The organism is Nitrospiria bacterium (genome assembly GCA_035517655.1).
Classification (GTDB): Bacteria; Nitrospirota; Nitrospiria; order JACQBZ01; family JACQBZ01; genus JACQBZ01.
The window spans coordinates 1-25,463 of the sequence record DATIYJ010000017.1; the positions used below are offsets into that span (position 1 = coordinate 1).

The 25,463-nt window shown below is 52.8% G+C and carries 30 protein-coding genes, 3 tRNA genes and 1 pseudogene; 10 read left to right on the plus strand and 24 right to left on the minus strand.

Features of this window, described 5'->3' with window-relative positions; translation table 11 throughout:
* From VLY20_03445 to VLY20_03455, 3 genes are all read right to left on the minus strand, one after another.
* Positions 1-609: SUMF1/EgtB/PvdO family nonheme iron enzyme (locus tag VLY20_03445; protein HUK55694.1), on the minus strand; the 609-nt coding region annotated here is incomplete at its 3' end.
* Between the two features lie 207 nt (positions 610-816).
* Positions 817-1,023 carry a hypothetical protein gene (locus VLY20_03450; GenBank protein ID HUK55695.1) on the minus strand — a complete coding sequence of 69 codons (207 nt, stop codon included), beginning with the start codon at positions 1,021-1,023 and terminating at the stop codon, positions 817-819.
* Between the two features lie 94 nt (positions 1,024-1,117).
* Positions 1,118-1,369: a hypothetical protein gene (locus VLY20_03455; GenBank protein ID HUK55696.1), complete on the minus strand. Its 252-nt coding sequence runs from the start codon at positions 1,367-1,369 to the stop codon at positions 1,118-1,120.
* Between the two features lie 432 nt (positions 1,370-1,801).
* Between VLY20_03455 and VLY20_03460 the strand changes: the two genes are divergently transcribed.
* Positions 1,802-1,924, plus strand: coding sequence for a hypothetical protein (locus VLY20_03460; protein ID HUK55697.1), 123 nt, complete (start codon positions 1,802-1,804; stop codon positions 1,922-1,924).
* A 54-nt stretch (positions 1,925-1,978) separates the two neighbouring features.
* On the opposite strand, the gene VLY20_03465 is transcribed toward VLY20_03460, so the two are convergent.
* On the minus strand, positions 1,979-2,884 hold the full coding sequence (locus tag VLY20_03465; GenBank protein ID HUK55698.1) for an SUMF1/EgtB/PvdO family nonheme iron enzyme: 906 nt from the start codon (positions 2,882-2,884) through the stop codon (positions 1,979-1,981).
* Between the two features lie 102 nt (positions 2,885-2,986).
* On the opposite strand from VLY20_03465, the gene VLY20_03470 reads away from it, so the two are divergent.
* A complete protein-coding gene (locus VLY20_03470; protein HUK55699.1) occupies positions 2,987-3,214 on the plus strand; it encodes a hypothetical protein in 228 nt (75 codons plus the stop codon).
* A 24-nt stretch (positions 3,215-3,238) separates the two neighbouring features.
* On the opposite strand, the gene VLY20_03475 is transcribed toward VLY20_03470, so the two are convergent.
* The 5 genes from VLY20_03475 to VLY20_03495 all read right to left on the minus strand — a co-directional run bounded on the left by VLY20_03475 (position 3,239) and on the right by VLY20_03495 (position 6,128).
* Positions 3,239-3,316, minus strand: a tRNA-Glu gene (locus VLY20_03475).
* A gap of 133 nt (positions 3,317-3,449) precedes the next feature.
* Positions 3,450-3,525: transfer RNA gene (locus tag VLY20_03480), tRNA-Lys, on the minus strand.
* 48 nt (positions 3,526-3,573) lie between these two features.
* Positions 3,574-4,881 carry an adenylosuccinate synthase gene (locus tag VLY20_03485; protein ID HUK55700.1) on the minus strand — a complete coding sequence of 436 codons (1,308 nt, stop codon included), beginning with the start codon at positions 4,879-4,881 and terminating at the stop codon, positions 3,574-3,576.
* A 129-nt stretch (positions 4,882-5,010) separates the two neighbouring features.
* Positions 5,011-5,086 (minus strand) — tRNA-Ala (locus tag VLY20_03490).
* A 232-nt stretch (positions 5,087-5,318) separates the two neighbouring features.
* Positions 5,319-6,128 (minus strand): carboxypeptidase-like regulatory domain-containing protein, encoded by an 810-nt coding sequence (locus VLY20_03495; protein HUK55701.1) that lies wholly within the window; start codon positions 6,126-6,128, stop codon positions 5,319-5,321.
* Positions 6,129-6,531: 403 nt separating this feature from the next.
* On the opposite strand from VLY20_03495, the gene VLY20_03500 reads away from it, so the two are divergent.
* Complete coding sequence (locus VLY20_03500; GenBank protein ID HUK55702.1) at positions 6,532-7,167, plus strand: MarC family protein; 636 nt, start codon at positions 6,532-6,534, stop codon at positions 7,165-7,167.
* 65 nt (positions 7,168-7,232) lie between these two features.
* Here the strand turns inward: VLY20_03500 and folE are convergent, their stop codons facing one another.
* The 14 genes and pseudogenes from folE to VLY20_03570 all read right to left on the minus strand — a co-directional run bounded on the left by folE (position 7,233) and on the right by VLY20_03570 (position 18,197).
* Entirely contained in the window at positions 7,233-7,850 is a 618-nt protein-coding gene (folE, locus tag VLY20_03505) for a GTP cyclohydrolase I FolE (protein ID HUK55703.1), read from the minus strand.
* An 84-nt stretch (positions 7,851-7,934) separates the two neighbouring features.
* The gene (locus VLY20_03510; GenBank protein ID HUK55704.1) at positions 7,935-8,240 is read right to left on the minus strand and encodes a 2Fe-2S iron-sulfur cluster-binding protein; all 306 of its coding nucleotides are present in this window, start codon (positions 8,238-8,240) and stop codon (positions 7,935-7,937) included.
* Between the two features lie 27 nt (positions 8,241-8,267).
* Positions 8,268-9,542 carry an NADH-quinone oxidoreductase subunit NuoF gene (gene nuoF, locus VLY20_03515; protein HUK55705.1) on the minus strand — a complete coding sequence of 425 codons (1,275 nt, stop codon included), beginning with the start codon at positions 9,540-9,542 and terminating at the stop codon, positions 8,268-8,270.
* A gap of 98 nt (positions 9,543-9,640) precedes the next feature.
* On the minus strand, positions 9,641-10,135 hold the full coding sequence (locus VLY20_03520; protein ID HUK55706.1) for a urate hydroxylase PuuD: 495 nt from the start codon (positions 10,133-10,135) through the stop codon (positions 9,641-9,643).
* Between the two features lie 650 nt (positions 10,136-10,785).
* A complete protein-coding gene (locus VLY20_03525) occupies positions 10,786-12,150 on the minus strand; it encodes a sigma 54-interacting transcriptional regulator (GenBank protein ID HUK55707.1) in 1,365 nt (454 codons plus the stop codon).
* A 54-nt stretch (positions 12,151-12,204) separates the two neighbouring features.
* Positions 12,205-13,146: a malate dehydrogenase gene (gene mdh, locus VLY20_03530; protein HUK55708.1), complete on the minus strand. Its 942-nt coding sequence runs from the start codon at positions 13,144-13,146 to the stop codon at positions 12,205-12,207.
* A gap of 216 nt (positions 13,147-13,362) precedes the next feature.
* Complete coding sequence (locus VLY20_03535; protein ID HUK55709.1) at positions 13,363-13,740, minus strand: EAL domain-containing protein; 378 nt, start codon at positions 13,738-13,740, stop codon at positions 13,363-13,365.
* 11 nt (positions 13,741-13,751) lie between these two features.
* Complete coding sequence (locus VLY20_03540) at positions 13,752-14,309, minus strand: EAL domain-containing protein (GenBank protein HUK55710.1); 558 nt, start codon at positions 14,307-14,309, stop codon at positions 13,752-13,754.
* 22 nt (positions 14,310-14,331) lie between these two features.
* Positions 14,332-15,225 (minus strand): diguanylate cyclase, encoded by an 894-nt coding sequence (locus VLY20_03545; GenBank protein HUK55711.1) that lies wholly within the window; start codon positions 15,223-15,225, stop codon positions 14,332-14,334.
* A 3-nt stretch (positions 15,226-15,228) separates the two neighbouring features.
* The gene (locus VLY20_03550) at positions 15,229-15,738 is read right to left on the minus strand and encodes an FIST C-terminal domain-containing protein (GenBank protein HUK55712.1); all 510 of its coding nucleotides are present in this window, start codon (positions 15,736-15,738) and stop codon (positions 15,229-15,231) included.
* A pseudogene (locus VLY20_03555) lies at positions 15,730-16,368 on the minus strand (FIST N-terminal domain-containing protein). The gene VLY20_03550 and the pseudogene VLY20_03555 overlap by 9 nt, the downstream one beginning before the upstream one ends.
* Before the next feature lie 278 nt (positions 16,369-16,646).
* On the minus strand, positions 16,647-17,324 hold the full coding sequence (locus VLY20_03560; protein ID HUK55713.1) for a TVP38/TMEM64 family protein: 678 nt from the start codon (positions 17,322-17,324) through the stop codon (positions 16,647-16,649).
* A gap of 36 nt (positions 17,325-17,360) precedes the next feature.
* On the minus strand, positions 17,361-17,789 hold the full coding sequence (locus tag VLY20_03565) for a plastocyanin/azurin family copper-binding protein (GenBank protein HUK55714.1): 429 nt from the start codon (positions 17,787-17,789) through the stop codon (positions 17,361-17,363).
* A gap of 120 nt (positions 17,790-17,909) precedes the next feature.
* A complete protein-coding gene (locus VLY20_03570; GenBank protein HUK55715.1) occupies positions 17,910-18,197 on the minus strand; it encodes a hypothetical protein in 288 nt (95 codons plus the stop codon).
* A gap of 225 nt (positions 18,198-18,422) precedes the next feature.
* On the opposite strand from VLY20_03570, the gene VLY20_03575 reads away from it, so the two are divergent.
* The gene (locus VLY20_03575) at positions 18,423-19,280 is read left to right on the plus strand and encodes a fatty acid desaturase (GenBank protein ID HUK55716.1); all 858 of its coding nucleotides are present in this window, start codon (positions 18,423-18,425) and stop codon (positions 19,278-19,280) included.
* Positions 19,281-19,367: 87 nt separating this feature from the next.
* Here the strand turns inward: VLY20_03575 and VLY20_03580 are convergent, their stop codons facing one another.
* Positions 19,368-19,625 carry a DUF1844 domain-containing protein gene (locus VLY20_03580; GenBank protein ID HUK55717.1) on the minus strand — a complete coding sequence of 86 codons (258 nt, stop codon included), beginning with the start codon at positions 19,623-19,625 and terminating at the stop codon, positions 19,368-19,370.
* A 672-nt stretch (positions 19,626-20,297) separates the two neighbouring features.
* Between VLY20_03580 and VLY20_03585 the strand changes: the two genes are divergently transcribed.
* The 6 genes from VLY20_03585 (at position 20,298) to VLY20_03610 (ending at position 25,461) form a co-directional block, all read left to right on the plus strand.
* A complete protein-coding gene (locus VLY20_03585; protein ID HUK55718.1) occupies positions 20,298-20,597 on the plus strand; it encodes a cytochrome c in 300 nt (99 codons plus the stop codon).
* A 14-nt stretch (positions 20,598-20,611) separates the two neighbouring features.
* Positions 20,612-22,279 (plus strand): FAD-dependent thymidylate synthase, encoded by a 1,668-nt coding sequence (locus VLY20_03590; GenBank protein ID HUK55719.1) that lies wholly within the window; start codon positions 20,612-20,614, stop codon positions 22,277-22,279.
* A 22-nt stretch (positions 22,280-22,301) separates the two neighbouring features.
* The gene (locus VLY20_03595; GenBank protein HUK55720.1) at positions 22,302-22,871 is read left to right on the plus strand and encodes a DUF1802 family protein; all 570 of its coding nucleotides are present in this window, start codon (positions 22,302-22,304) and stop codon (positions 22,869-22,871) included.
* A gap of 116 nt (positions 22,872-22,987) precedes the next feature.
* Entirely contained in the window at positions 22,988-23,581 is a 594-nt protein-coding gene (locus VLY20_03600; protein ID HUK55721.1) for a TetR family transcriptional regulator C-terminal domain-containing protein, read from the plus strand.
* A gap of 70 nt (positions 23,582-23,651) precedes the next feature.
* Positions 23,652-23,858, plus strand: coding sequence for a hypothetical protein (locus tag VLY20_03605; GenBank protein HUK55722.1), 207 nt, complete (start codon positions 23,652-23,654; stop codon positions 23,856-23,858).
* A gap of 349 nt (positions 23,859-24,207) precedes the next feature.
* A complete protein-coding gene (locus VLY20_03610) occupies positions 24,208-25,461 on the plus strand; it encodes an NAD(P)/FAD-dependent oxidoreductase (GenBank protein ID HUK55723.1) in 1,254 nt (417 codons plus the stop codon).
* The last annotated feature ends 2 nt before the right edge of the window (positions 25,462-25,463 follow it).

Genomic DNA, 25,463 nt, shown 5'->3' on the forward strand with positions numbered 1-25,463 from the left:
GAGGTTGGCGAATTCCGACCTTTCTTCATTTCCCCAAGGCCATTTTCGCTGGTCCGTTCCTTTGGCGGCCTTCTCCCATTCCGCCTCGGTCGGAAGGCGCTTCCCTTTCCATTGACAATACTCTACGGCGTCATCCCAGGACACTCCGACGACCGGGTTCGACGCCTTGATAAAAAGCGGTATGTCTTCCGTCACGCTGGCCGAAAGATACCCGGCCAGCCGGGGTTTCCGGTGCCCGGTGAGTCCGATGAATTGGTAAAACTGCGCAAATGTGACTTCGAACTTGTCGATCGAATACCCGTCTAAAAAAACCCTCCTAACAGGCTTTGCGTCATTGGATCCTTCGTTGCTTCCCATGAAAAATTCGCCCGCCGGAATGAAGACCATCGACTCCAGATCCGGATCGATCTTGGCCTGTTTCACTTCCGCTTCGGCCTTCTGCGATTCTTCCGCCACCTTGGCCAATTTCTTCGCCAACGGAGTGTAGCCCTGATCGGCGCCGGACACATCCGGCTCCGGCGGTCCCGTTTTCTCGCGGATGCCGATCTGGATAATCACCAGGATCGCGAAGACCACGGCCAAGTATAGGCCGATGAAGTATTTATTCATGATAAAGCTCGAACTCGGCGGCGGTTAAAATATCGGCGATCGGGCCATCCCCGGATGGCGGATGGTCGATTCCTTTTTGCTCGGAGTTGAAGCGGCGGAAAAAACGGAGATGATCTAAAACACATGTCCCAACGGGACATGGAAAGCGACACGAGCCTGAAATGACAAAGAAAGGGGGGTGGAGGCGAGTTTAACAATTCGAATTTTTCATCGCCGACGAGCCGTTACGGCGGCCTTGGGATCCGGCATGCCCACTTCACCGTTTGAACCCTCACTCGATGGCCATGCCGTGGATTCGGATCGCTTTTGGCGGCTGACCCTAGACCGGTACAGCATCTGTCCGACAAAGATTCCGGCCATAAACACGGCACCCGTGTAAAACAGGACATAGACGGCATAGAAGAAATGCTTCACTCCGCTCCCTCCCCCAACGCCCCCCGTTCGATTGTAACGGCCGATTTAAAACCGCAATTCACGATTCCGGCCATCCGGCACCCCGAAACCGGTCTCACCGTTTTAAGGTCAGTTCATTCGACTCGCTGACCTCCGCCGGGTCGGATTCGGATCCTCTCGCGGAAGCCGATGTCGCCTGCGCGGAATATCTCTGCTCCAGTCTTTCCCCGATGTACATGCCGATCATAAAAACGGCCCCCGTGTACACCAACACGTAAAGCGCATACAACTGTCCCACCAGCATGCCCGCCATGAAAACAGCGGCCGTGTAGACTCCGATGGATATCAATGAAAATAGACGCCGCATTGACAGAGGACTTTTTTCTAATATCCGAACGTCGTTTTTCTAGCCCGACGACGTGCGGAAGAACGGACCCAAAGGAATCACTCCGCCGGGGCTGTTTAAGCCCCCCGACGGCTTCTCCACGCGCGTTCCAGTTTTTCACCCATATACATCCCGGCCATGAAAACGGCGGCCGAGTACAGGGAAACAGAAAGGGCGTAAAAAAAGAAATGGACCATCTGAACTTTCTCCCTGATCGCGTATCGCGCTGACCCTACCTTGAGATTTTTAATTATAAAAGTTTTCCGGCCGTCGTGTCAAGCCTAAGCCGGGAGCCCCTGTCCGTTCATTTGCTTCAGATTTGCGGATAGCATGAGCCTCAGAAATCGCTTGACTTTTAGCAGATCCTTGATAAAATGGGTTCACTAATTTCAATGGGTCCTTTGGAATCGCGCCGTGGATACATCGGAACAGAAAAAAAGAAACACACCCACGTTTGACTTTATTGTCTTGCTGGGGATGGTGGCCAACCTTATCTTGGCCGTTTTCCTGATCCTTTACTACTTCGGTCTTCTCTAGTATATTTTCCGCTCATCATAATGCCGGGCGGGGCGGTGTCGGTCGTCCTGGATTTTACGGCCTTCCGGGAATGACATCTTTGGCGCAACGAAATCCAATCACCGCACTGGTCTGGTGCGGGGCCGCCATGAACCGCTTCGCGACTCTCGCATTGCCCGAAGAATCATTCCAGGAACCCCCGCGATACACCCTGAATTTTCCCGTCTCCGGTCCTTTTGGAGTTTTGAAAGGGGCGGTTTTATAATAGTCCGCATCATACCAATCGGCCACCCACTCTGCGGCATTGCCCGCCATATCGTATAAGCCATAGGGGCTCCGTCCCGCTTCAAACCGTCCCGGGGGGGCGAGGAATTTATAGCCGTCCTCTTCCCCCGTTAAATTGGCCGCCTTCTCGACGATATCATTTCCCCACGGCCATTGGAAACTTTCATCTCCCCCCGCCGCCTTCTCCCACTCGGCCTCGGTCGGCAACCGTTTCCCTGCCCATTGACAGTAATCTTTTGCGGCATTCCATGATATGCCCACCACGGGCAGCTCGGGCTTGGTGATTAAGGACAAATCGTCCTGAAAGACGGGAACCACGGGCTTGGGGTAATGGGTGTCCTCCGAGAATTTGGAGAATTGAGCTTGGGTAATCTCTTTCAGATCGATGTAAAAGGCCGGCAGGTAAACGGCATGCTGCGGCATTTCGTCCAGATCCCCGGTTGAAGCTTTGCTGCCCATTTGGAATGGTCCATCCGGAATTAAAACCATGACGGACCCATCCTCATCGGCGAGCGTTTTAAAACGGCTGAAATCCCGCGGGACGATTTGTTCTTCACTTGTCTGCGCGACTTGCACGTTCTGAGACTTGGAATCCAAGCGGCTGGTTTCCCATGCTTCATAGATGAAGACAACGATCATGAGAAAAAAAGCAGCGAAGGCGATAACCGTTCCGTAGTAAAACGCATCCTTCTTCATGCCTTATCCTTTCTTAATCCGACTATTCTCCACCCGTCGTTCGCCATGCTTTAAATCGTCAGCACTATAACCGACCATCGCCCGAAATGCAAGCCGGCCTGATTGCGTATCGAAGCGACCGATGAAGATGACCTGGGCCATTGGCAATACCGGGACTGGTCCGACGACGCCCGGATCGAGATCATGTCTATTACAGACGCCCCCGGAACTTCTCAGGAGCTGAAGGGGATAAAGCAGGTCATCCGAGGCATTGCGTTCGCCGATTCGGGGATTCCCCACGGGATCACCGGCCTGCATGCGATCACGGTGAAAGTGGTCCAACGGCCGTAAGTCCCGTCGACGGAAATAGGAAGGTGGTGTCCCCAAGGGGATTCGAACCCCTGTTACCGCCGTGAAAGGGCGATGTCCTAGGCCGGGCTAGACGATGGGGACACAAAATTAGATTGGGTTTCTAAATACTACGAGTCACCCGTTAAGCGAGGATCCGGCCTGGCCGGTCCAAGCGAGGGGCCTGGGGCACCGGACGACACTTCCTAACCTCTTTCGCACGGCCCCCCGGTTGTTATGGTGAGCCGCCCGGGATTCGAACCCGGGACACCCGCCTTAAAAGGGCGGTGCTCTACCAACTGAGCTAGCGGCTCTAATCGCATCAACAAAAAAGGAATACTAACAGACGCGTGGAAATCTTGTCAACGAAATTGGCCCTGAAGGGAGTACGGATCATCCAACAGAATGGCCTCTTCTCTTTTTGTTCCGGTCGAGATCAGGAAAATTCGGCATCCGATCAATTCTTCCAATCGCGATAAATAGTTCTTGGCCCGGACCGGCAATGGCTCGTAGCGCTGAATGCCCGTTGTCGAACATTGCCAGGCTGGCATCGTCTCATAGATCGGCTCGCAGGACTCCTGAATCGTCAAACTGCTGGGCATGTCATGATAGGTTATTCCACGGTACCGGTAACCCACACAGATGTTGATCTCTTTGCACGCATCCAGCACATCCAGTTTGGTAACCGCAACGCCGGTCAGTCCATTGACCCGTACCGCGTGCCGGACCAGAACCGCATCAAACCACCCGCAACGGCGGGCTCGACCGGTCGTCGCCCCAAATTCATGACCTCGTTCCTGAAGCTGAACGCCCGTATCATTCTTGAGCTCGGTTGGAAAAGGGCCGCTCCCAACCCGAGTCGTGTACGCTTTCACAACGCCGACCACCGCCGCGATGCGCGTCGGACCCACCCCCGTTCCCGTGCATGCCCCGCCGGCCGTGGCGCTGGAAGAGGTTACGAAAGGATACGTGCCGTGGTCCACGTCGAGATGGGTTCCCTGGGCGCCTTCGAACAAAACCCGTTTACCTTCATCGATCCATTGATTTAATAGCCAGATTGTATCGACAATGTACTCCCGAATTTCATCGGCGTATCCCATGTATTCCCGGTAGACCTTCTCCAAATCAAACCGTTCCACCTTATAGGTCTGCTCCAGCAGAAAATTCATTTCGATCAAATTTGCGGTCAGTTTTTCCCTGAAAAGATCCGGCTCCAACAGATCGCCGGCGCGGATACCGATGCGGGCCATTTTGTCGACGTAGGCCGGCCCTATTCCGCGGCCGGTGGTGCCGATCCGGCGGGCCCCTTTGAGTCTTTCGCTCTCCTTGTCAATCGCCTTATGGTAGGGCATGATAAGGTGCGCGTTGCTGCTCACGTGCAAGCGGCCGCGGACCGGAATCCCCCGTTTCTCCAAATGTCCGGCCTCTTCGATAAGGGCGGCCGGATCAACCACGACGCCGTTCCCGATCACGCACCGTTTCCTCGGATGAAGAATTCCGGACGGGATCAGATGGAGCACAAAGGTTTCCCGACCCAAGACTACGGTATGGCCCGCGTTGTGCCCCCCCTGATAGCGAACGACGCCGTCGGCCCGCTCCGAGAGCAGATCCACGATCTTTCCTTTTCCTTCATCCCCCCACTGGGTTCCAACCACAACCAACGCGGGCATCTCTCCCTCACACAAAAAAGCCCTGATCGTTGAGATCAGAGCTTTCAAACGAATGGCTCGCTGTGTCCAATCACGTTCAACTGTATCGTAGGCTCTTAGACCTGCTTTGTCAAGGAAGGAGTGGAATCGTGGTGGAGCTGGGGGGGATCGAACCCCCGACCTCCAGACTGCCAGTCTGGCACTCTCCCAACTGAGCTACAGCCCCACATAACTTAAATACGACCACGTCGATTTCCAACCGGCATAACCACCCGATCGCGCCCTCTTTTCCAGCCGGCTGAAAATTGCAATCCCAATTAACTCTATGACGATTGATTTAAAATTATCGTATCATTGTCCCACCTGGCTGTCAAGGCGGATGGAATCCAAAAAAACGGTCGCATCGCCCATGCGATGCGACCGTTGAATACTTCACCGTTTCAGAATTCAGACCCGCGTTATTTGGCGGCGAAGGCAAAATCGACCGTCGCTTTTCCCTTGGCCGGTACGGTTACCTTCATTTCCTGCCTCCCTAAGATCGGGTGGTAAGCATGAACTTCATAGGTGCCCGGCGGGATGTCATCAATGGTAAAGGTTCCATCCTCGTTGTCAATGGCATAATACGGGTTCGTCACGGGCTGGAAATAAACTTCCATGTAGTTGTGCTGGTCGCACTGTATCTTGACATCGCTCTCCTTCTTCCGAATGATCATCGGCTTCTTGATGACCTGTCCCTTCTCGGGAAGCGGAAGATTAAAGATGGTCGAGCTGCTGGCACCCACTATTTCGTAGGCATGGGGATTATGCAGCACGCCGGTGGCGGCCTTCGGATCTGTCGGGTCTGCATCTGTATTTAAGATCCGCATTTCAGCCTTTTTCACTACCACGCCCGTCAATGTGGAAGGGCCGCCTTGTACTTGAAACCGACAGATGTTTGTTTTTACATCGGTTCCATTAAATTTGAACGGTTTGCCTTTATCGATCTCTTCGATGTAGACCACAACGTCCCCCAAGGCCCCGTTCTTGACATTGACCTGCTGTACAAGGCGATGGCCTTTCCCGTCTGAATCGGCTTGTGCACAGAACTTGGGATTGGGGAATTTTGCAAAATCGAACTCCTTGGGTGCCGGAACGGCCCCCTTGAACGTCACCTTTCCGGTAATGGTTCCGCCATCGGGAACCGGAGCCTCGTCATAGGCCGAAACCATCGAGGTGCCGACCAAACCGACCGCACCCGCCGTCAGAATCGCAACGATAAACCCTTTCATCTTCTTATCTCCTTTCCTTTGTGTGAGCGGAGGGAAACTCCCCCTTCTCGTCCTGATTTAGAAAAGACCGAACTTATTGCACTGCACCACTTGTCCTTCTGGAGACCCGCTTTTTAATTAATGGATTATGATTACAGGGGGTTTCGACCCACGTTACGGTGGTCGTGCCTTTGAGAGGACTGACAGAACTCCAATGCGGAGGACCCTTTGATCGCTCTACCCTCGTGCCCCTGTAAAAACGGTAACGAAGTCTACGCCACAACATAAATCCTGTCAAGAAAAAATTTTACGCCTTACTTCTTGGGGTGTCAAGTTTAAAAACGCTCCGTCCCTTCGGTCCGGCTTGCAATGCGGACCGGAATCGATTATAAGAATGGACTAAACTTGAGAATCATTCCGAATCATGTCATCCATTTCGTCTTTTTTTATTACAGCGTTCATATCCTTGTTCGCAATCATCGACGCGACCGGAAATGTGCCCATGTTCCTTTCGATCACTCCCCACAACACCCCTGTCGAACGCGTGAAAATGGCGGGAAAGGCCGCGGTTTCGGTGTTCATCATCCTGACGGTTTTCGCACTCCTGGGCAATCGGATTTTTCAATTCTTCGGCATCACCATCGACGCTTTCCGCATCGCCGGCGGACTCATCCTGCTGAAGATTTCGCTGGACATGGTGGAGGCTAAAAGTCTCCGGACGCGCCACACACCCGAAGAAGATCAGGAAGGTCTGGCCAAAGAAGACGTCGCGATTATTCCGTTGGCCATGCCGATGCTAAGCGGCCCGGGTGCGATTTCGACCGTCATCGTCCTCACGGCTCAAGCCACCTCCGTTCCTCTGATGGGCGTTCTGCTGGCGGCAGTCGGGTTGAACGCCGGTTTCGTTTATTTGGTTCTGAGGAGCTCGACCCGTGTCGTTGCCCTTTTTAGAGAAACCGGCATGCGGATCTTGACACGGATCCTCGGCATCGTCTTAGCATCCATCGCCATCCAGTTTATCCTCACCGGACTCCGATCTTATATTTCGGCGGCTCGGTGAGGACGAGCGGGTCATCCAATAAAATACGAGGGGCAGGTCACGCAGGCAGGAACGTACCGATTCCGTTACGCGTTGTCGTCATGATGCCATAGCAAGGAATTCCTTTGGATCGGGTTTCGCCTGATCAACTCTAAAAATTCCTCACGCGTTTCTCGACGCGTTCGGAATCCACCCAGCATCGCACTGGTAATCGCCGTGGCATTCTGTTTCTCCACCCCCCGCATCAACATGCAAAGGTGCTGAGCCTCCATTACGACCGCCACCCCCTTCGGTTTGATTTTCTCCTGGATGATTTCCGCGATCTGCTGCGTCAGCCGTTCTTGAACCTGCAAACGTCGGCTAAAAACTTCCACGATCCTCGGCAGTTTGCTCAGACCGATCACCTTTTTATCCGGAAGGTAGGCGATATGGCACTTTCCAAAAAAAGGGACGAGATGATGTTCGCAAAGACTGAAGAAGTCGATGTCTTTGACGATCACCATCTCGTCGTACTTGATGGGGAAGAGCGCGCCGTTTAAGACCTCATCAATGTCCTGAGTGTAGCCCTTGGTTAAAAAATAAAACATCTTGGCCACCCGTTCCGGCGTCTTGATCAGCCCTTCGCGAACGGGATCTTCTCCAACCAGTATGAGTAATTGTTCTATGACATCCTGCAGGTGTTGCGTCTTTTCTTGGGCCTTCATGGCAATCTCTTCCGATCTTTTAATGCCTAGCCTCAAAACAAAAGCGGTAAATTTCAGTTCTCAGGCCAACGTACGGTCAACGTTTCACCGTTCACCTACTGGAGACTCCCCTGGAATTTGAACGGTGACGTCACCCAAGATCTTGGCCTGGCACGCCAATCGATGGGGAGGGAGCAACGCAGCCAAGTCCATCATGTCCTCTTCTTCAAATTCAATGCCGGTCAGGTTCTCGTGTCCTTCGACGACCACCACGCGACAGGTGCTGCAAGAGGCAAATCCGCCGCATTCGTGAGCCAGCGGAACACCCAGGAACTGGGCCGCTTCAAGCACCGACTTCTTCTCGGGAACGTCTCCGCTTCTTCCCGAAGGATGAAATGTGACTTTGGGCATAGGATCATTCCAACAGCGGCCGATGTCTCAGGACGCGACCTTCATCGTGCAGCGATGCGCTTTGATATGGGATTCAAACTCTTCCGGAAAATGGCGCAGGCTGCATTCCACCGCCACCGCGGCCCCTGTGATGACCGTGCAATCACCGCGGCCTTTGACAAACCCGCTGAGCTGTTGGAGAGACCGGAGATCTTCCGGTTTTCCGTGTCCCGCTTCAATTTTTTCAAGGATTTGATGAAGGTAATGAGTACCCATCTTACACGGAGGGCACTGACCGCAGCTTTCATCTCTGAAAAAGTTACAAAACTTCATGGTTTGTTCGACCATGCATTGGGTGTCGTCCAGCACAATGACACCCGCAGACCCCAGACCGGATCCAATCGCCTTGAGCGAGTCAAAATCCATCGAGACATCGAGGTCCTTTGGCGTTAGAAAAGCATGCGACGGCCCGCCCGGATAAACCGCCTTAAGCATCCTTCCGTCTTTTATTCCTCCGCCGAAGTCGTCGATGATTTTGCGGAGGGGAATACCAAGCGGAAGCTCGTATACACCGGGCCGGTTGACATCGCCGCTGATGGAGAACAGCATCGTTCCCGGACAGGTCTTGGTCCCGAACGACCGAAACCAGTCCGCGCCGTTGGAAACGATCGGCGGAACGTTCGAGAGTGTTTCGACATTGTTCACCACGGTCGGCTTACCGTATAATCCGTAGACGGTCGGATAAAAGGGAGGTTTGTGTTTGGGCTTTGCTTCGCGTCCCTGCATGCATTCCAGCATGGCGGTCTCTTCGCCGGCTACGTAGGTATCCGGCCCCAGAAAAATCTGGATGTCGCACGTAAATCCCTTTCCCAGGATGTTGCGTCCCAGCAATCCGTGCTTTTGCGCATCCAAGATCGCCTGTTTAACGAGCGCGATCTCTTCGGCGAAGGCCCCGTTCATAAACAGATGGGATTCCTTTGCCCCGACGGCGTAGGTCGCGATCGCGATGCCCTCTAGAAGTTGGTGGGGATTCAACCGAAGCAACAGACGATCTTTGTAGGTTCCGGGCTCATGTTCGCCCGCGTTGCAGGCCAGATAGCGTTCCAACCCCCGATGGGTCGCGACCATTTCCCATTTCTTCCCGGTTGGAAAACCGGCCCCTCCCCGTCCACGCAACCCCGAACGTTTGATCGTTTCAATGACATCGAGCGGCTGAGCCTGTCGGAGAACTTTCTCTAAAGCCTGGTACCCCCCCTTTTTTCGGTAAGTCTCCAGGTCGATCGTTCCCTGCGTTGTCTCTTTCAACAGAATCTGCTGCGTCACTTTTGTCTCCCGACCTCATCCGGACTGGCCTGAAATCACGCACCTGATGATCAAGGTTGTGGATCGAGGCCATATAGCGAGTTCATATTTGGTTTAGATTAAAGGTAATGGCTTAACGCCATAAAAAAAAGCATCGGGATGGAAAGATAGAAGTTGGCGCGAGAGGCCAGATAAGCCTTCCGAGCCATGGCTGCCATCTCGGCCGGTGGCGATTGTTGCTTGGCCGCCGCGTCGGCCGTCATCTGAATGATTCGTTTTTGATTCGGCCAGATGATCGCCCAGACGTTAAAGAGCATGATAATTCCCAGTGCCGCACCAATGCTGATGGAAACCTCCCAGGCCCCGCTGCCGCCGCCCCATTTCCTCATCAGGATTATAAGGCCGGCTAGAACCGTAACCGCCGCACTCCATCGAAACCACCATAAGGCGGGTGGCATCAACAGCGGCACAATCTTCCCCTTGGTCCCCGCATCGAGACTTTTCATGAAGTTGACATTCACCAGGTTGAAAAAATAAAGAAGACCAATCCATGTAATTCCGGCTAAAAAGTGAATCCAGCGGAACAGCAACTCGAACGGATCGACGCCCGGCATAATGCCTCCTTGGTTATAATCGTTGTAAACACAAGAATTAAATTGACTTTTTGTACAAATACCTTGTCGGATTTACAAAGAGTCAAACGTATAATAAAATACACCTCCTCATTTTATATTGTCAACTCAATAATCAGCACACGGATCGACGTGGTTTGGCTGAATTTTTTTCGGAAAGGTATGAGCTCGGGCGGCTCACAGGATTAGCAGAAGAAATATCCGGATGAGACGTCAGCGAAACACCAATCGCTTCCGCGTCTTGCTCCCGATCGGCGCAGGCCGATTTTTTCGATTGGCCAGGATCACAGGATCAATGATCTCACCGCAACCAAGGCACCGCCAGCCAAAAAAGAATAACGCCCCGGTATCATCCCGAAGGTCCTCAAAGGGTTCGCGAACCATGTAGCTTTCACAACGTGGACATTTCATGCCTTAAATCCCTCGCCTCCAATATTGAAACATTGTGTTTCATATTTGAATTATACAGATCAAGGGAAAGGGTTGTCAAGGCAAAATCGATCATGTCTTTCAAAAGAGAATCATGATAGACAGATTGTGATTTACACGGGCCCTTGCTTTACGATGTTATGAAAGGGCAGAAATAGGATGGTCAGCGGAACACTGCCTCAAGGTAATCTAATGAGGAGGGTTTATCCATTCGAGGATTTATTCGCAGAACAGCTTATTCCAAACTCCTTGATTTTCCTCCACAAAGTTGTCCGACTAATCTTGAGCTTTTCGGCTGCGGCCTGATAGTTCCAGTCGGTCTGTGATAGGGCCTTCAACACCAGTTGCCTCTCCAAGATCTTAAGAGGGTCTTCTTGCTTAATAGCCTGATCAATAAAATCGTCCTTCACATAAAACATGTCTCTAGGCAAATGAGACGGCAGGATTGTGCCGCCATGGCAAAGAACAACGGCATGCTCGATGATATTCTCGAGACCCTGTATGTTTTCAGGATAATCGTAATTAAGTAGTATTTCCATAGCAGCTGGGGCTACGGATTTGATTTTCTTTCCCAATAAAGTGTTAAACCGCTTTAGGAAATGTTCCACGAGAAGAGGGATATCGTCACGCCGCTCACGAAGGGGCGGCAGCACAATCGGAACCGACCGAAGCTGATCATAAAGCTCGCCTAGAAACTCACCCTCTTCAACGGCCGTTTTGATATCCCGGTGAGTGGCTGCTATGACTCGAATGTTTGTGCGAATTTTCCTATTATCTCCCACCCGAACAAACTGTTTTTCCTTCAAGAATTTCAACAATGCGACCTGCAATGTGGACCCGATGCACCCAATCTCATCAAGAAAAAGCGTGCCTCCGTCAGCCAGTTCCAGGCGGCCGGCTCGATTCGAAACCGCACCCGTAAAAGCGCCCTTGATATAACCGAATAACTCACACGCCAACATCGCATCGGTCAGACCATCGCAGTTGACTTTTACAAACGGCTTTTCACTGCGGGGACCGTTTTCGTGGATGGCGTGAGCCAAAAGCTCTCGACCGGTACCCAGTTCGCCCTCGATCAGCACACTGGATTCGCTTCGAGACATTTCGGGCAAAAGGGCACAGAGGCTCTGCATCCGGTGATTTTTGCCGATGATGTTTTCAAAGGAGTATTTCCCCCTCAAAGCTTCGTTTAAGGCTTCGATCTGTGATCGATCACGAATGATCTCTACCCCTCCGATCACCCGACCGCTTCTGTTCCTTAAAAGCACCGTGTTCGTGCTAATCGTCACCAGTTTTCCGTTCTTATTCCTTAAAACCGTCTCGTAATCGTGAATGTTTCGGCTGGTTGACAAGGTTTGCTCAAGAAGGCACTCATGATCACAGGCCGCGCATCGAACCACCTGGGCACAGGACATCTCTTTGGCCTCTTCCTTCGAGTAGCCCAGCAAGCGCTCGGCGGCCTTATTCAGGTATTTGATCTTTTTATCTAACCCGATGGTGACAACGCTGTCGTTCAATGAATCAAGAACCACCTCGGTGTCGATTCGTTTAGTATCCAGTGTTTTCATAGCTAGAAATGATTCTAACCCTCTGTTTCTCCTTAGTCAACATCGATCTTTCGATCAGCCGATCATACGGTCGACGTCCGCACAGAGTTCTTTTACGCCTTCGGACGACTTTCTTAATCCCGCGGTCTCTTCCGACGTAAGTTCAAACTCCACAATCGATTCGATACCCCCGTGGCCCAATTTGGCCGGTACTCCAACAAACAGGTTTTGAACACCGTATTCGCCTTTGCAGAGGGCCGCACAGGGAAGGATTTTTTTCTTGTCTTTCACAATCGACTCGACCATCTCGACAATCGCGGCGGAGGGAGCATAGTAGGCGCTTCCAGTCTTCAGCAGTTTGACGATTTCGGCTCCGCCGTCACGGGTTCGCTGAACAATCACATCCAGCCGTTCCTTCGGGATCAACTTCGTGACGGACACTCCGCCCACCGTTGTGTAACGGGGAAGAGGAATCATGCTGTCTCCATGCCCGCCCATTACAATCGCCCGGACCGTCTCGGACGAAACACGAAGCTCTTGGGCGATGAAGGTCGCCATGCGAGCCGAGTCCAATACACCAGCCATGCCGATAACCCGTTCCCGGGGGAATTGTGTCGTTTTGTAGGTCACGTACGCCATGGCATCCAAGGGATTGGAAACAACAATAATGACGGCCTCCGGCGAGTGAACGGCCACCTTCTGAGCAACGGTCTTGACGATCTTGGCATTGGTGGACAATAAATCGTCGCGACTCATCCCCGGCTTCCGGGGAACTCCGGAAGTGATGATGACCAGATCGGATCCTTCCAAATCGGCATAATTATCCGTTCCGCGAATTTGGGTGTCATAACCGTATATCGGTGCCGATTCGGCAAGATCCAAGGCCTTGCCTAAAGCCACATCTTTATTGATATCAACCAGAATCAATTCTTCAGCAAGCTCTTTCTCGATCAACCGCTGCGCCGTCGTTCCCCCAACATTACCCGCGCCAATGATTGTAATTTTTCTTCTCTTCATATCGGAGAGCTCCTCTGCATTTTTACCGACTTATTGTTACTTTGGGAATTTTGAAATACGATATCATACGGTGAAAGTGAGGTCAAGGAAGGTGGAATAACAAACACAAGAGAATGTCATCTTAACTGGACGGCCAGCCGATGGGAACCATTTCGGGCATCGGTTTTGGTCTCGACGGTCCGCATGTAATGCAACCAGGAAAACGGTGAGCGGTGATCACAGATGCCTTTCCTCGGCCAATAATCGAGTCGCCTGATCGGCCGGAAGTGGTTTACTAAACAGATACCCCTGTATTTCATGGCATCCCACGGAACGTAAAAATTTAAGTTGTTTCACCGTTTCCACACCTTCGGCAATCACCTTGAGGTTGAGGCTGTTGGCCAAGGTGATGATCGCTTTAACAATCGCCGCGTTATCTGGATCCGACGGTATATCGACAATAAAAGACCGGTCAATCTTCAAACTGTTGATCGGGAAACGCTTCAGATAACTCAACGAGGAATAGCCAGTTCCAAAATCATCAACCGCAATTTGAATGCCCATTTTTTGCAGTTGACGGAGCATCTCGATGGTTGTCTCCGCGTTTTCCAGCAAAACACTCTCCGTCAATTCCAACTCAAGATGATGGGCTCGAGGCCTGTTTCCTTCAAGACCCGGTTCACCACCTCCACCAGGTCTTGATGACGCAGTTGACGAGGAGATAAATTCACGGCCATGGGTATGGGACGGAACCCGTCCCCCTTCCAAATTTTGGCCTGCACACACGCCGTGCGAAGCACCCATTCTCCAAGGGGGATTATGACCTCCGTCTCCTCAGCCAAAGGAACAAATTCCGCCGGTGGAACTAATCCTAAATCGGGATGCTGCCACCGCACCAACGCTTCCATTCCGATGATTTGCCCAGTGGATAGGTTTACCATTGGCTGGTAGTGTAAAAGCATTTCCTGCTTTTCCAAAGCGCGCCGAAGGCTGCTCTCGAGCAGCAGGCGCTTTGTAGCCTTCGCGTTCATTTCAGGCGAAAAAAATTGGTAATTTTTACCCAATTCCTTAGCCCGGCTCATCGCCGTATCCGAATTCTTCAGCAAGGTCTCGACGTCTTCCCCGTCGTTCGGGTAAAAACTGATTCCGATGCTGGGATTTGCAAAGAGTTCGCGATTCTCCAACAGGAACGGTTTCTTAAAAACCTCAAGGATCTTTTGGGTAATTAATAATGAGCACATCCTGTCCCGCCGCGATATCCTCGAGAATGACCGCAAACTCGTTCCCTCCCAAACGAGCTACCGTATCGCCGTCCCGCACAGCGGTCATGAACCGCTCTGAAACAGCCTTCAACAACTGGTCGCCCGCGTTATGCCCGAGGGTGTCATTGATCAATTTAAAACGGTTGAGATTTAGAAGCAAAACAGCCACCAAACGCTTGCGCCAAAAGGTTCTTGCGATGGCTTGGGCCAGACGATCCAAGAAGAGGGTCCGATTGGGAAGACCCGTTAAGGCATCATAATTGACAGCCTGTTGAAGACGCGCCTCCGAACGCTTGTGCTCCGTAATATCCCGAACCAACGCAAATCCTCCGACGATGCCCCCCGCTTCGTTTAAAATGGGCCCAAAGTGAGCCTCCAAAAAACTAGGTTCCTCACCCATTCGGTGATACATCCTGTCTTTAACAACGCCGGCCTTCCCGAGGAGCGCCTCATAAATAAACCGGTCCTCACGGGTCTCTTTCAAGCCCGGAAACAGGTCCAAGGCATGTTTTCCCAAAACGTCCGTCTGCTTCAACCCGGTAATCCGTTCCAGAGCGGGGTTCCAAACGGTGAGGCACCCACCCCGATCGAAGGCAAGAATGCCATCCACGCTGCTGTTGATCAGCCTTTCAAACACCGTCCGCATTTCCGAATTGGCCTGCAGCAGTTCTTGTGAACTCAGATCCAAAGAGCGCTCCAACATCGCGCGATCGGCGTCAAATTGTTGATAGGCCTGATTGACGGCGCCAAGAAAATCTCGGCAGTTTTTCAACAAAGATTCGGAGTCGACGCGGTATTTTTTCAGTTGACGTTTCAGCAAGCTATGCAGCGGTTCCAAAAACTACCTCTCCGAAAAGGTGGTGATCGTCATGGTTTGATTATGCAATTCGCATTTCGCGTCCCGAGAAAACGGCGAGATTTCTCCGTAAGAATAAAACCCGGTGAGCACGGTTCGATCTCCGAGAATCTCCTGAACGCCCTCCACCTCTTCTTCAATTCTCTGTTTGAGAACTAGCCTGCGGCCGACGCAACTGATCAGAATCGCCAGATCCGGTGCGGATGAGCCAATGGCTTCGTGACTGATTTTGGCCGCACCCACCGCACCATCGATCAAGCGATCAAAATTCGCCTTCATCAGGCGAGCATAGGCTCCCTCCGGAACGTCCCCGGCAAACGTCATGCTCCTCTCCCTCTCATCAATGGATAAAATTGTGCGGACCACACCGGCGGTCCCCTCCTGAATCCTAAGACTTAAAGGATAGAGCAAACCGGTCGCGGGAAGCCCCTTGGCATGTTCGCCCAAGTAATTTCTATACAGGTCCAATGCCGATTTACCATCCAGCTCGTACAAAACATTGCCGCTGGAACGGGTGATCAATCGTTCAGGGCCAAAGGGGTCCCAACCTCCCATGGAACCGCAACCGACTTTCAATCGTTTTCCGTATAATCCGAGCACCCCGACAGTATTCGGCTTGGCCGGACTGTCGCAAAGGACAAGAGTTTCTTTGAATCGCTCCCCGTCTGCGGATAATCCCCCCGTGATCGAGACCCCTCACGGCAGATTTTTTGTCAGGCCTCTGACCAAATCACTTCCATTCACCGTCAGTCCATCGGATAGGACAAGGACGTGAACCAATTCGGCCGGATTCAGCGCTTGGCCTAGTCGTTCACCGGCTTCGAAACTGTTCTTTAATTTATTGATCGGGACGTGCGCTCCTTGGAGTCGGGAATAATCAAACTTCACAGCGGTGGCTACTACTGAATCATCGGAGACCTGGGTGCCGCAAATCTCACCGGCCGTTGAACAGCCGAAGACACGGGCATTGGGATAAGCCTTCTTGAACTCACCCAGCCAGTTTCTTTCTTTTAAAATGGACGTGCCCCCGAACAAGAGGACCAATTGGGCTGACGGACCCAATCGCCCGATCGCTCCCGAGTCCCACCCGACGCTTCTTATCCAGCGATTCTGTTCAATCACCATCGCCTATCTGCCTATCTCCTTGCCGATTTTTCAAACGGCGGGCGAGGTCTTTAGTCCCCCCAAAAAACCCCGAGCCCCGATTCAGTTTCGAATCGGCGCTCGGGTTCATGCAAAAGCGTTCTTGGGCTGGTATGCATGACTGTCCTTGTCATTGAAGAAAAGAACGGGCGGGTTGTGAAGCGTCAGCCTGGAAAATACTTGATTGATGTCATTCCTGTTGCGACAGCCCGTTAAATCAATGATACCATAAAAAAACAGGCCTGAAGGACAGTTAAGCCTTATGGGTTCGGCGAGTGGTCTTGCTTTTTCCACCGTTTATAGAGCATCGGAATGAGGCTCAGCAGAATCAACAGTCCAACGGCCAAAGCGAATCTCCAGGAATAGATATGGGTGAGCGTACTGCCCAAATAGACATAGGCAAAAGTCCCCGGAATAATGCCCAAGAAAGTTCCCAAGATGTAGTTCCGCGCACTGACCTTGGAAATGCCGGCAACGTAGTCCAGCGCATTGAACGGCACCAGCGGAATCAGCCGCAGGAAAAAGATCACCTGAAATCCGTGCGAGGCCGCCTGGGCATCCAGTGCTTCTATCGTTTTGAATTTTTCCTTAAGCATCCCCGATACAAAATCGCGGCCCAGAAAACGACCGACAAAGAAGGCAAGCGTCGCTCCGATCGTCGCCCCCAACACGGTCAGAATCGTACCCCACAACGGCCCAAAGGTCAATCCGCCCGAGATCGTGATGATCCATCCGGGAATGAAAAAGACCGGTGCAATGCTGTAAATTAAAACATACAGAATGGGGGCAAGATTTCCGACCGATTGGATCGTCTCACGGATTTGATCTGGGCTAAGATTCCGACCCACATCGGTCCATCGAAATAGCCCGATACAGACGATGATAAAAAATAAGAATCCAAAAAACTTCAGGGTCTGCCAGGAAAACCGCATGGGCATTTCAACCTTCTTCGGTTGTCTGCTTTCCTCGCAGGATTACGGCACCACGATGATTTCGCCCGACATGTGATGGAAAGGAAGGTGGCACATATACAGATATTCGCCAGGATTCGTAAAGGTTTTTCGGTATGTTTTCCGAGGAGGCAATTGCCCGACATCGATCACGCGCATTTCCGGTGAAAGCTCCTTGGGGTTGCAGGGATCACCTCCCCCGCTACTGACGAGAGTATGCGTTTCGTAATCCTGGTTGATCCACTCCACCGTTGTCCCGGATTTGACCGTCACAATCGGCGGATCATAGGCTTTGTCACACCGACTCTCTGCGTCCGTGACAATCCGAATCGTGACAACTTGAGGGTGGGCAGGCTGAACGGGTTCCGGCGGAGACTCGGCCGATCTTCCGATTTTCCATCCAACCAGAACGCCCAAGATTACAGCCCCTAGGACAAGAACATCTTTTTTCATCCAGACGATTCCCTGCAAATGTCCTGGCCAAATAAAAACTCATGTAGGGGGCCCGGATCTCTGCCCCTACATGAGTTGATGAAACAACAATGCTTCTTGCTAAAGCTCTGAACCGGAAGCTCAGGAGCGAACGTCAACCGCGACCATCCGCCCTTTCTCTTCTTTGTAACCGACCATCACACGGTCTTTGACCTTGAGGTTCTCGAGAATCGTGTCGGTCGCCGCAAAGGTCATCGGTTGATCCGTCTCGGCGTCTTCAATCGTAAAGGTCTTAGCCTTTGCATCAATCGCCGTGATGCTACCGACATGCCTGCCGGGTCCGGCCGATTTGCAAGCCCAACCGCTTGCTGCGGAACCCGCCAGAAACATGGTCAAGATCGCCATCATAAGAAAAGTTCGATTCTTCATGACACACCCCTCCTTTTTCTATATTATGGACATTATGCCTTAAATCGTTTGGGTTTTGCAACACCCCAAGCCCTGAAAACCTGATTGAGGATAGATTCATATTGAGACTTGACGGGAATTGCTTAAACTGATATAGTTGATCTGCAAATAACGGAAACCGCCCTTCGTGATGTTTCGGTTATGGGGGGCGGTTTCGTGTGTCTGGAATATATTGAGGAGACTGGAATGAATCGATCGCTTGCCGCAACAGAAACACTTGCGAGACCGACAGACTATCTCGCGATCACATTGTTTTCAATCACCGTACTTGTCGCTTTGGTCGGGGTCCCTATTTTTGGTTTCATACATGGTTTTACGGGTCTGGATTGGACCATGTTCGGGATCCTGTATATCGTAACCGGCCTGGGCATCACGGTAGGATACCATCGCCTGATTTCTCATCGGAGCTTTAATTGTCCGGATCCCGTGAAAATCATTCTTCTCATCGCCGGGGGGTGGGCGTTTCAGAATTCGGCCTTGAAGTGGTCGGCCGACCATGTGCGACATCATGCCAAGGTGGATCAAGAAGAAGATCCCTACAACGCCACCAAGGGCTTCTGGCACAGTCATGTCTTCTGGTTATTTATGAAAGACCCTTTTGCTGATGATAAATACACGACCCAATTCAAAAAAGATCGGTTGATCGTTTGGCAGGATGAATTCTATATTCCCATTCTCATTTCCGGCTTCGCACTGCCTTTTTTGGCGGGATTTTTACATGGAGGATGGATGGGTGGCCTGGGTTGCTTCCTTCTGGCGGGTGTGGGCAGGGCCTTTCTGGTGCTCAACTCAACGTTCTGCATCAACTCGATCTGTCATATGTGGGGGGATCAGCCCAACGGAACAAACAACAGCAGCCGGGATAGTTGGTGGATCTCTCTCATCACGTTTGGCGAAGGCTATCACAACTACCACCACACCTACCCCAAGGATTATCGCAACGGCCCCAAGTGGTATAATTTCGATCCGTCGAAATGGTTGATTTTCAGCCTGCGTACAGTGGGGCTGGCGGGCGATCTTTATCGGGCCTGTCCCAAATCATAATTCACGCATCTGCAGGTAAAAGCGGTTCCCCGTTCACATAACAAGAGTCCCTCTTTTTCAGCGGGCCTCGCTCATTAATCTTATCGGTTATGTTTTCTTTGAAACCTCGATAAATTTCAAGCGAAGGCTGTAGAGGGTTTGTTGAAGTAATTCGGACTCGCTTTTTGTCAGATTGCCCTTGGTCTTTTCCTCGAGCATTCCAAGCAAGTCAATCAGTTCCCGGGCTTGTACAAGATCAACCGGCGGGGTCGAACCTGGAATCGCGGGTACACCGGGAACCCGGGCCTGTCCTATGGCCATCAATGCGGAAGCCCCAACCGAAAGAATAAAAGAAGAGAAATCCAACCGACCGCCGGTTGGAGATCCCCGGGGATCCCTCGAGGGCCCGGCTCCAGATCTTGAATTTGTCTCTGCTTGAGCCCCGGAGTTTTCAACCCGTTCCCGTCGATCCGACACCGAAATAGACGGGTCCATTCTACCTCTTTCTTTCAGCGGCTTAGGCGGTTCGAGATGTTGAACCTCTAGTTCAGGGAGGGTCAGATCCAGGTCATGCAGGGGACGCGGCCTGTGCTTCCCTTCTTTCGGCGGGCCCGGTGCCGGTTTGGCGGATTGTTTGGTTGGGGCGGGATTGGGCAGAACCGGTTTTTCTTCCGTGACCGACAACGGTGTGGCGCACTGCGAACAAACGTCGCCGCTTCTTTCTTCGTGCCCGCATGCCGGACAGCGCATAACTCCTCACATTATCAGGACCAAGAACGTATGGATATTGATTTAAGTATACCTCGTTCCTATTCCTAGCGCAATTGTCCTAAACCCGAATGGGAAAACGTCCTTGACAGCCTGGAAGATGCCCGGTATCATGGGAATCCGAATTAACGGAAATTTCGATTCTTTAACCTCATCGATAAGAAACGGGGGGATTCGCTCCGGATGACTCGTTGGATAGCGGTATCCATCTTGGTCATCCTTTGGTTGCTGCCCGGTTGCAACACGGACGAACCAGGAAATCCCACGACCGTGATTAACGCTAAGGCGCCGGAAGAACACACAAATGGTGAAGCCGCCTTCAATCGGTACTGCGCAATGTGCCATGGGAAGGGGGCGACCGGAACGGACCATGGTCCGAGCTTCCTCAGCCGAATCTATGCGCCGGATCATCATGGCGATTCAGCCTTTCTTCTCGCGCCACGGATAGGTGTCCGGGCCCACCACTGGAGCTTCGGCGACATGCCGAAGATCCAGGCGGTGTCGGAGGCGGAACTGAAAGAGATTGTCGGCTACATCCGCTGGCTGCAGCGAGAAGCCGGAATCAAGTAAGAAGGGCTTCTGCCATGTCAAACGCATCCTTCTCATCCCAAGAACGCGAACGCCTCTTGCCATTTTTTACGAATCTCGATCGGGATACTTTTGGTCTTAAGCTCCCACAGGAAGTAGCCGGAGCGCTTTTTTCACGATACAGCCGGTCGTCCAAAGATCTCCGTCGGGTTTTCTTAGACGAATTTTTAGGCGAATTCGGAGCGTTCCATGCGCCGCCGGCACCTGACGATACTGACTCCCTGAAAAAAGCGCGCGCTTTTTACGATCGTGTCCTCGTCGGTTACGGAGACGATTCCGTCGCCCAATTGGGCGGAGCACACATCGCATGCGAAGGAATCTCCAACGTTGCGGCCAATCTGATCGAAGATGCACGGATCGGCCTCGCGCCACTGGAGAAGTCCACGCGGTATGTTCGATTCGATAAAAAAGATTCCGAAAACGAATATCTGTTCTACAAAGAACCCCGTATCATGGCCTCAAGGCATGCCTCAAGTTACCTTGAAGTGATGAATCTGCTCTTTCAGACCTACGCCCGGCAGATGGATCCCATGATCGATTTTATTACCCGGCGTCTGCCTATCACTGAAATGCCTTTTAAACATCCTCAAACAGGCGAGACGTTGACCTATACGGATATCGAACGCGAAGCCGAACTGAAAAAATGGGCTCAAACCGCCTACCGAGGCACGATCCGCGCGCATGCCTGCGATATTCTCCGGGGTTACCTTCCCGCCTCGACAAAAACCAACGTCGGGTTCTTCGGCACCGGGCAGGCGTTTGAGTACTTATTGACCAAATTTTATTCCCATCCCTTAACCGAGATGCGTCAGCTCGCCGAGCAGATGCACGCTGAATTAAATGGGATGATTCCTTCCTTTGTCAAACGGGCCCGCCCCAACAGCTACCTCCGTGAGACGCACCAAAATACACGTGCATCCGCTCAACAACAGACGATCGGTCTAGACAAGGCTCCATCCGATGCGGTCGTACTGGTGGACTACGATGCCGACGCAGAAGAAAAAATATTGTCGGCTATTCTTTACCCGCATGCCCGGCTTCCGATGACACAGCTCCGGGCCGAGATCAAGTCGTGGGACTTGGATCGTCGCTCACGGCTGCTGAATGCATATCTCGATCGCCGAAAGCACCGGCGGGATAAACCGGGACGGGCGCTGGAGCAGGCTTATTACACCTTTGACCTGCTCGGTAACCTTGGCATGTATCGGGATCTTCATCGGCACCGGATCCTGTCGCAGGAGCGTCAGGATTTCAGCACAGAGCACGGGTACGATACACCCGATGAGCTGGCCCAAATCGGATTTAAAAAGGACTTCGACCGGTGCATGATTCAGGCAGCCGATCTCTACGACCGGATTTACGCGGATCTTCCGCAGGAAGCCCAGTACATCGTACCGTTCGCCTACCGGGTCCGATGGTATATGAAGATGAATCTCCGGGAGTTGGTTCATATCGCCGAACTTCGCACAATGCCGCAGGGACATCCCGATTACCGATCCATGGTTCAGGAGATCTGCCGCAAGGTCGAATCCCTCCATCCGACCCTGCTGCGATACGCCACGTTTATTGACCGGAAGGAATACCGCATGGGACGGCTCCAGTCCGAGATGCGTACGGAATACAAAAAATCCATCCTCACCACGGATCCTCAATCCCAGCCTTAACGCCCGATCGAAGAAAAATTTGATGCAGGACACAAACCGCTTCGCGTTAAAAGAATGGGCCGTCGTTCTGAAGTCCTTATCGGAGGGACGACAAGTTCTGCTGCTGCGCAAGGGGGGTCTCATCGAAAAGAACAGGCGCTTTACGGTTCAGCACACCGAATTCTTTCTCTATCCGACCTATCTTCATCAACAACGCAAGGGCATTGTTCCGGCTTGGACTGCGAAGCTGGAGCAGATACTGGAATCCATGCCCCCGGAAGGTCAGGTGCCCTTGTCCCATTACGCCGTCGTACATCGGGCTTTCTGGATCGCCGATCCGGATCGGATTCAAACGCTGGCCGCTTTTCATATTCTGAACAACGAGGAAGTGCGGAAGCGTTTTTTCTACGGTCAGACCCCGGGACTCCATATGATTCTACTGCGCGTTTTTCAACTTCCCCAACCGTTCGGGTTGCCGATCCGCTCCCATTACGCCGGCTGCCGATCGTGGGTCGATCTCACACGGGAGCTGTCCACTTCCGGCTGCCGGCCCGTTCTTGACGACGAAGCCTTTGATCGAGAGGCCCGCCGCATCGCCGCCCTGGTTCAATAGCCCGTCAAGCCGGCAAACGCAACCTACTCAGTTATCAAAAAAGACTTGACACGGCTTGAGGCCGGTGCTAAAATTTGTCCAAAATAGACTAACCGGTCAGTTTTTTCTGTGTGGTTATGCCGAGCAAAGGCGAATTGACAAAACAAAAATTGCTTAGAACCGCGCGGGAGTTGTTTTATCTCAACGGATACACCAACACCAGCATCGATGAGATTTTGAAGTCCAGCAAGATCAAAAAAGGGAACCTGTATTTCCATTTCCGGAGCAAGGAAGAACTGGGATACGCGGTGATCGACAGCTACCTGGCAGAGGAGACCGAAGTGATCGACCGGTTCTTGGCCGGACCGGGCCGCCCGATGGAGCGGATCTACCGGCTGCTCGACTCCTCCAGCAAGCATCTCCGCAAGCAGGGCTGCCGCGGCGGTTGCCCCATTGGAAATTTTGCGCTGGAGATGTCGGATATTCACAACGGATTCCGGAAGAAGATCAACAAAGTCTTTGACGCTTGGTGCAACCGCCTGGAAAAACTCCTATCGGAAGCAAAACGGAACGGCGAGCTCCCGCCTTCCATCGACCCGAAAGCCCTGGCTTGCTTCATGGTCGCGGTTTGGGAGGGCGGGGCGATGTTGGTCAAGACCCGCAAAGATCCGCGGATCCTAGGCGATTGCATCAAAAGCTTGAAAGGAATCGTCGAGGCCTGCCGGGTATAAAATTTTTTACCGGTTTGATCAACCGACTGGTCGGTCAATTTTATTAAAACTCGAAGAAAGGAGGTCTTCGATGCGTTGCCCTCGTTGCAGTGGTTTGATGGTCGAGGATTGGTTTCAGGATATTCGAGATGACACGGGGCGTCTGAATTTTGAAGGTCTGCGTTGTCTGATCTGCGGCGAAGTCGTCGATCCCGTCATTCTTCACAACCGCCGGATCGGACCGGAAGGCACCCCGGCGCGACGGCGCAGGCGCTTGAACCCGGCGGGGGTTTCATAATGCCCCATGGAAGGCCGGGAACCCGCCTGCAAACTCTTTATCCGATCGTTGTATTCGGCGTCGTCTTGTTTTATATCGGCACCGCGATACTGATCTTTTTGTACACCCTAATGATCCGGCTGGTTCCGGTCAAGATTCCGACAAGCGACGTCTCACCGGATCGAATCAAGCACGGGCGGCCATAAAACACGGGCCAACCATCGGGACGGTTCGCAGACCATCCGGGCCGCCATCCACCGATTGGAACCCTGCGATTGATTTTCGGAACCAAACCCATTATAGTGTCGGACATCCGCGCCGTTTGGAGGCGATCCCCCTCAAACCACACCCCGAAGCTAGAAGCGGTTCCATGAATCAAGGTCCCCGGATAATCGATTCAAGCGAAACAGCCGATGCGGTTATCGTGGGGGGGGGTATGGGCGGTCTGCTGTTGGCCCTGATTCTGGCCCGCGGCGGCCGGACCGTGATCATCGTCGAGCGCCAGCCCAAGCTCCTTCCTATTGCCCGCGGGGAACTTCTCCAGCCGAACGGTCTCCGGATCTTGGATCGGCTCGGATTGTTGGATAAGCTCAAGTCGCTTCCGGCCTATCCGGTCCACCGGTTTCATTTCCACCGCATCGGCGGCAGAAAGCTTTGCACTGTCGATTACCAGACGCTCCCTCCCCCTTGGAATTATGCACTGATCACGCGGCCGCATCATCTGCTGAACCTTCTTTTGGACCAACTTGAACAGGCCGGCCGCGCCCGCCTCCTGACCGAAACCGACTTCCAAGAACTGCTGTTCGAGCATGATACGGTCGTCGGCATCCGGGCCGAGCAGAACGGCCGAACCCTTGAACTCCGCACGCCGCTCGTGATCGGATCGGATGGGGCCTATTCCAAGGTCCGACGGGCGATGGGAATTCGATCCCATTTGCATGCGTATCGAGAAGGTTACCTTACCATGGTTGTTCCGAGCCCGCCGGGGTTCTCCAACGATGCGCGGTACTACGTCGGACGCGGCCAGATCCTCGGACTGTTCCCCGTGTCGGGCAGCGAACTGTATCTTTTTTACATGATCGATGCCGCCGATCGTGAAGCGATCAAGCAGCGCCGTGTCGAAACGGTGACCGCGGCGATTGCCAAGATCGACTCCGCATTGACCGAACCTCTGCGATCCGTCACCGCATGGGATCAGGTAGGATACATGCCCTGCGTACGGGTCCGGGCGAAGCGCTGGACGGCCGACGGCGTCGCGCTGATCGGGGATGCCGCGCACGCCATGAATCCTCATGTTGCTCAAGGCCGCAATCAGGCCATGGAAGATGCGGCGGTCTTGGCCGAGGTGATCCAGGAAAGCTTCACCCCGGGAGGGTTCCCCAAGGCGAGGCTGAACCGTTATGAGCTAGAACGGCGGCCGTCGGTGGAGCGTCTTCAACGAATGGGCGATGAACTCACCCTGTTATGGAACACAGCCTTGCCGCCCCTGACATGGCTTCGGGACCGGATTTTCGAGGGAATGGAGCGCCATCCCGATGTGCGGGATCGGGTCCTCAAGACGATCTCCGGGCTGGAGATCCGGCCCATGGGGATGGTCAACCGTCTTCGCGTTTTCCTGCCCTAACG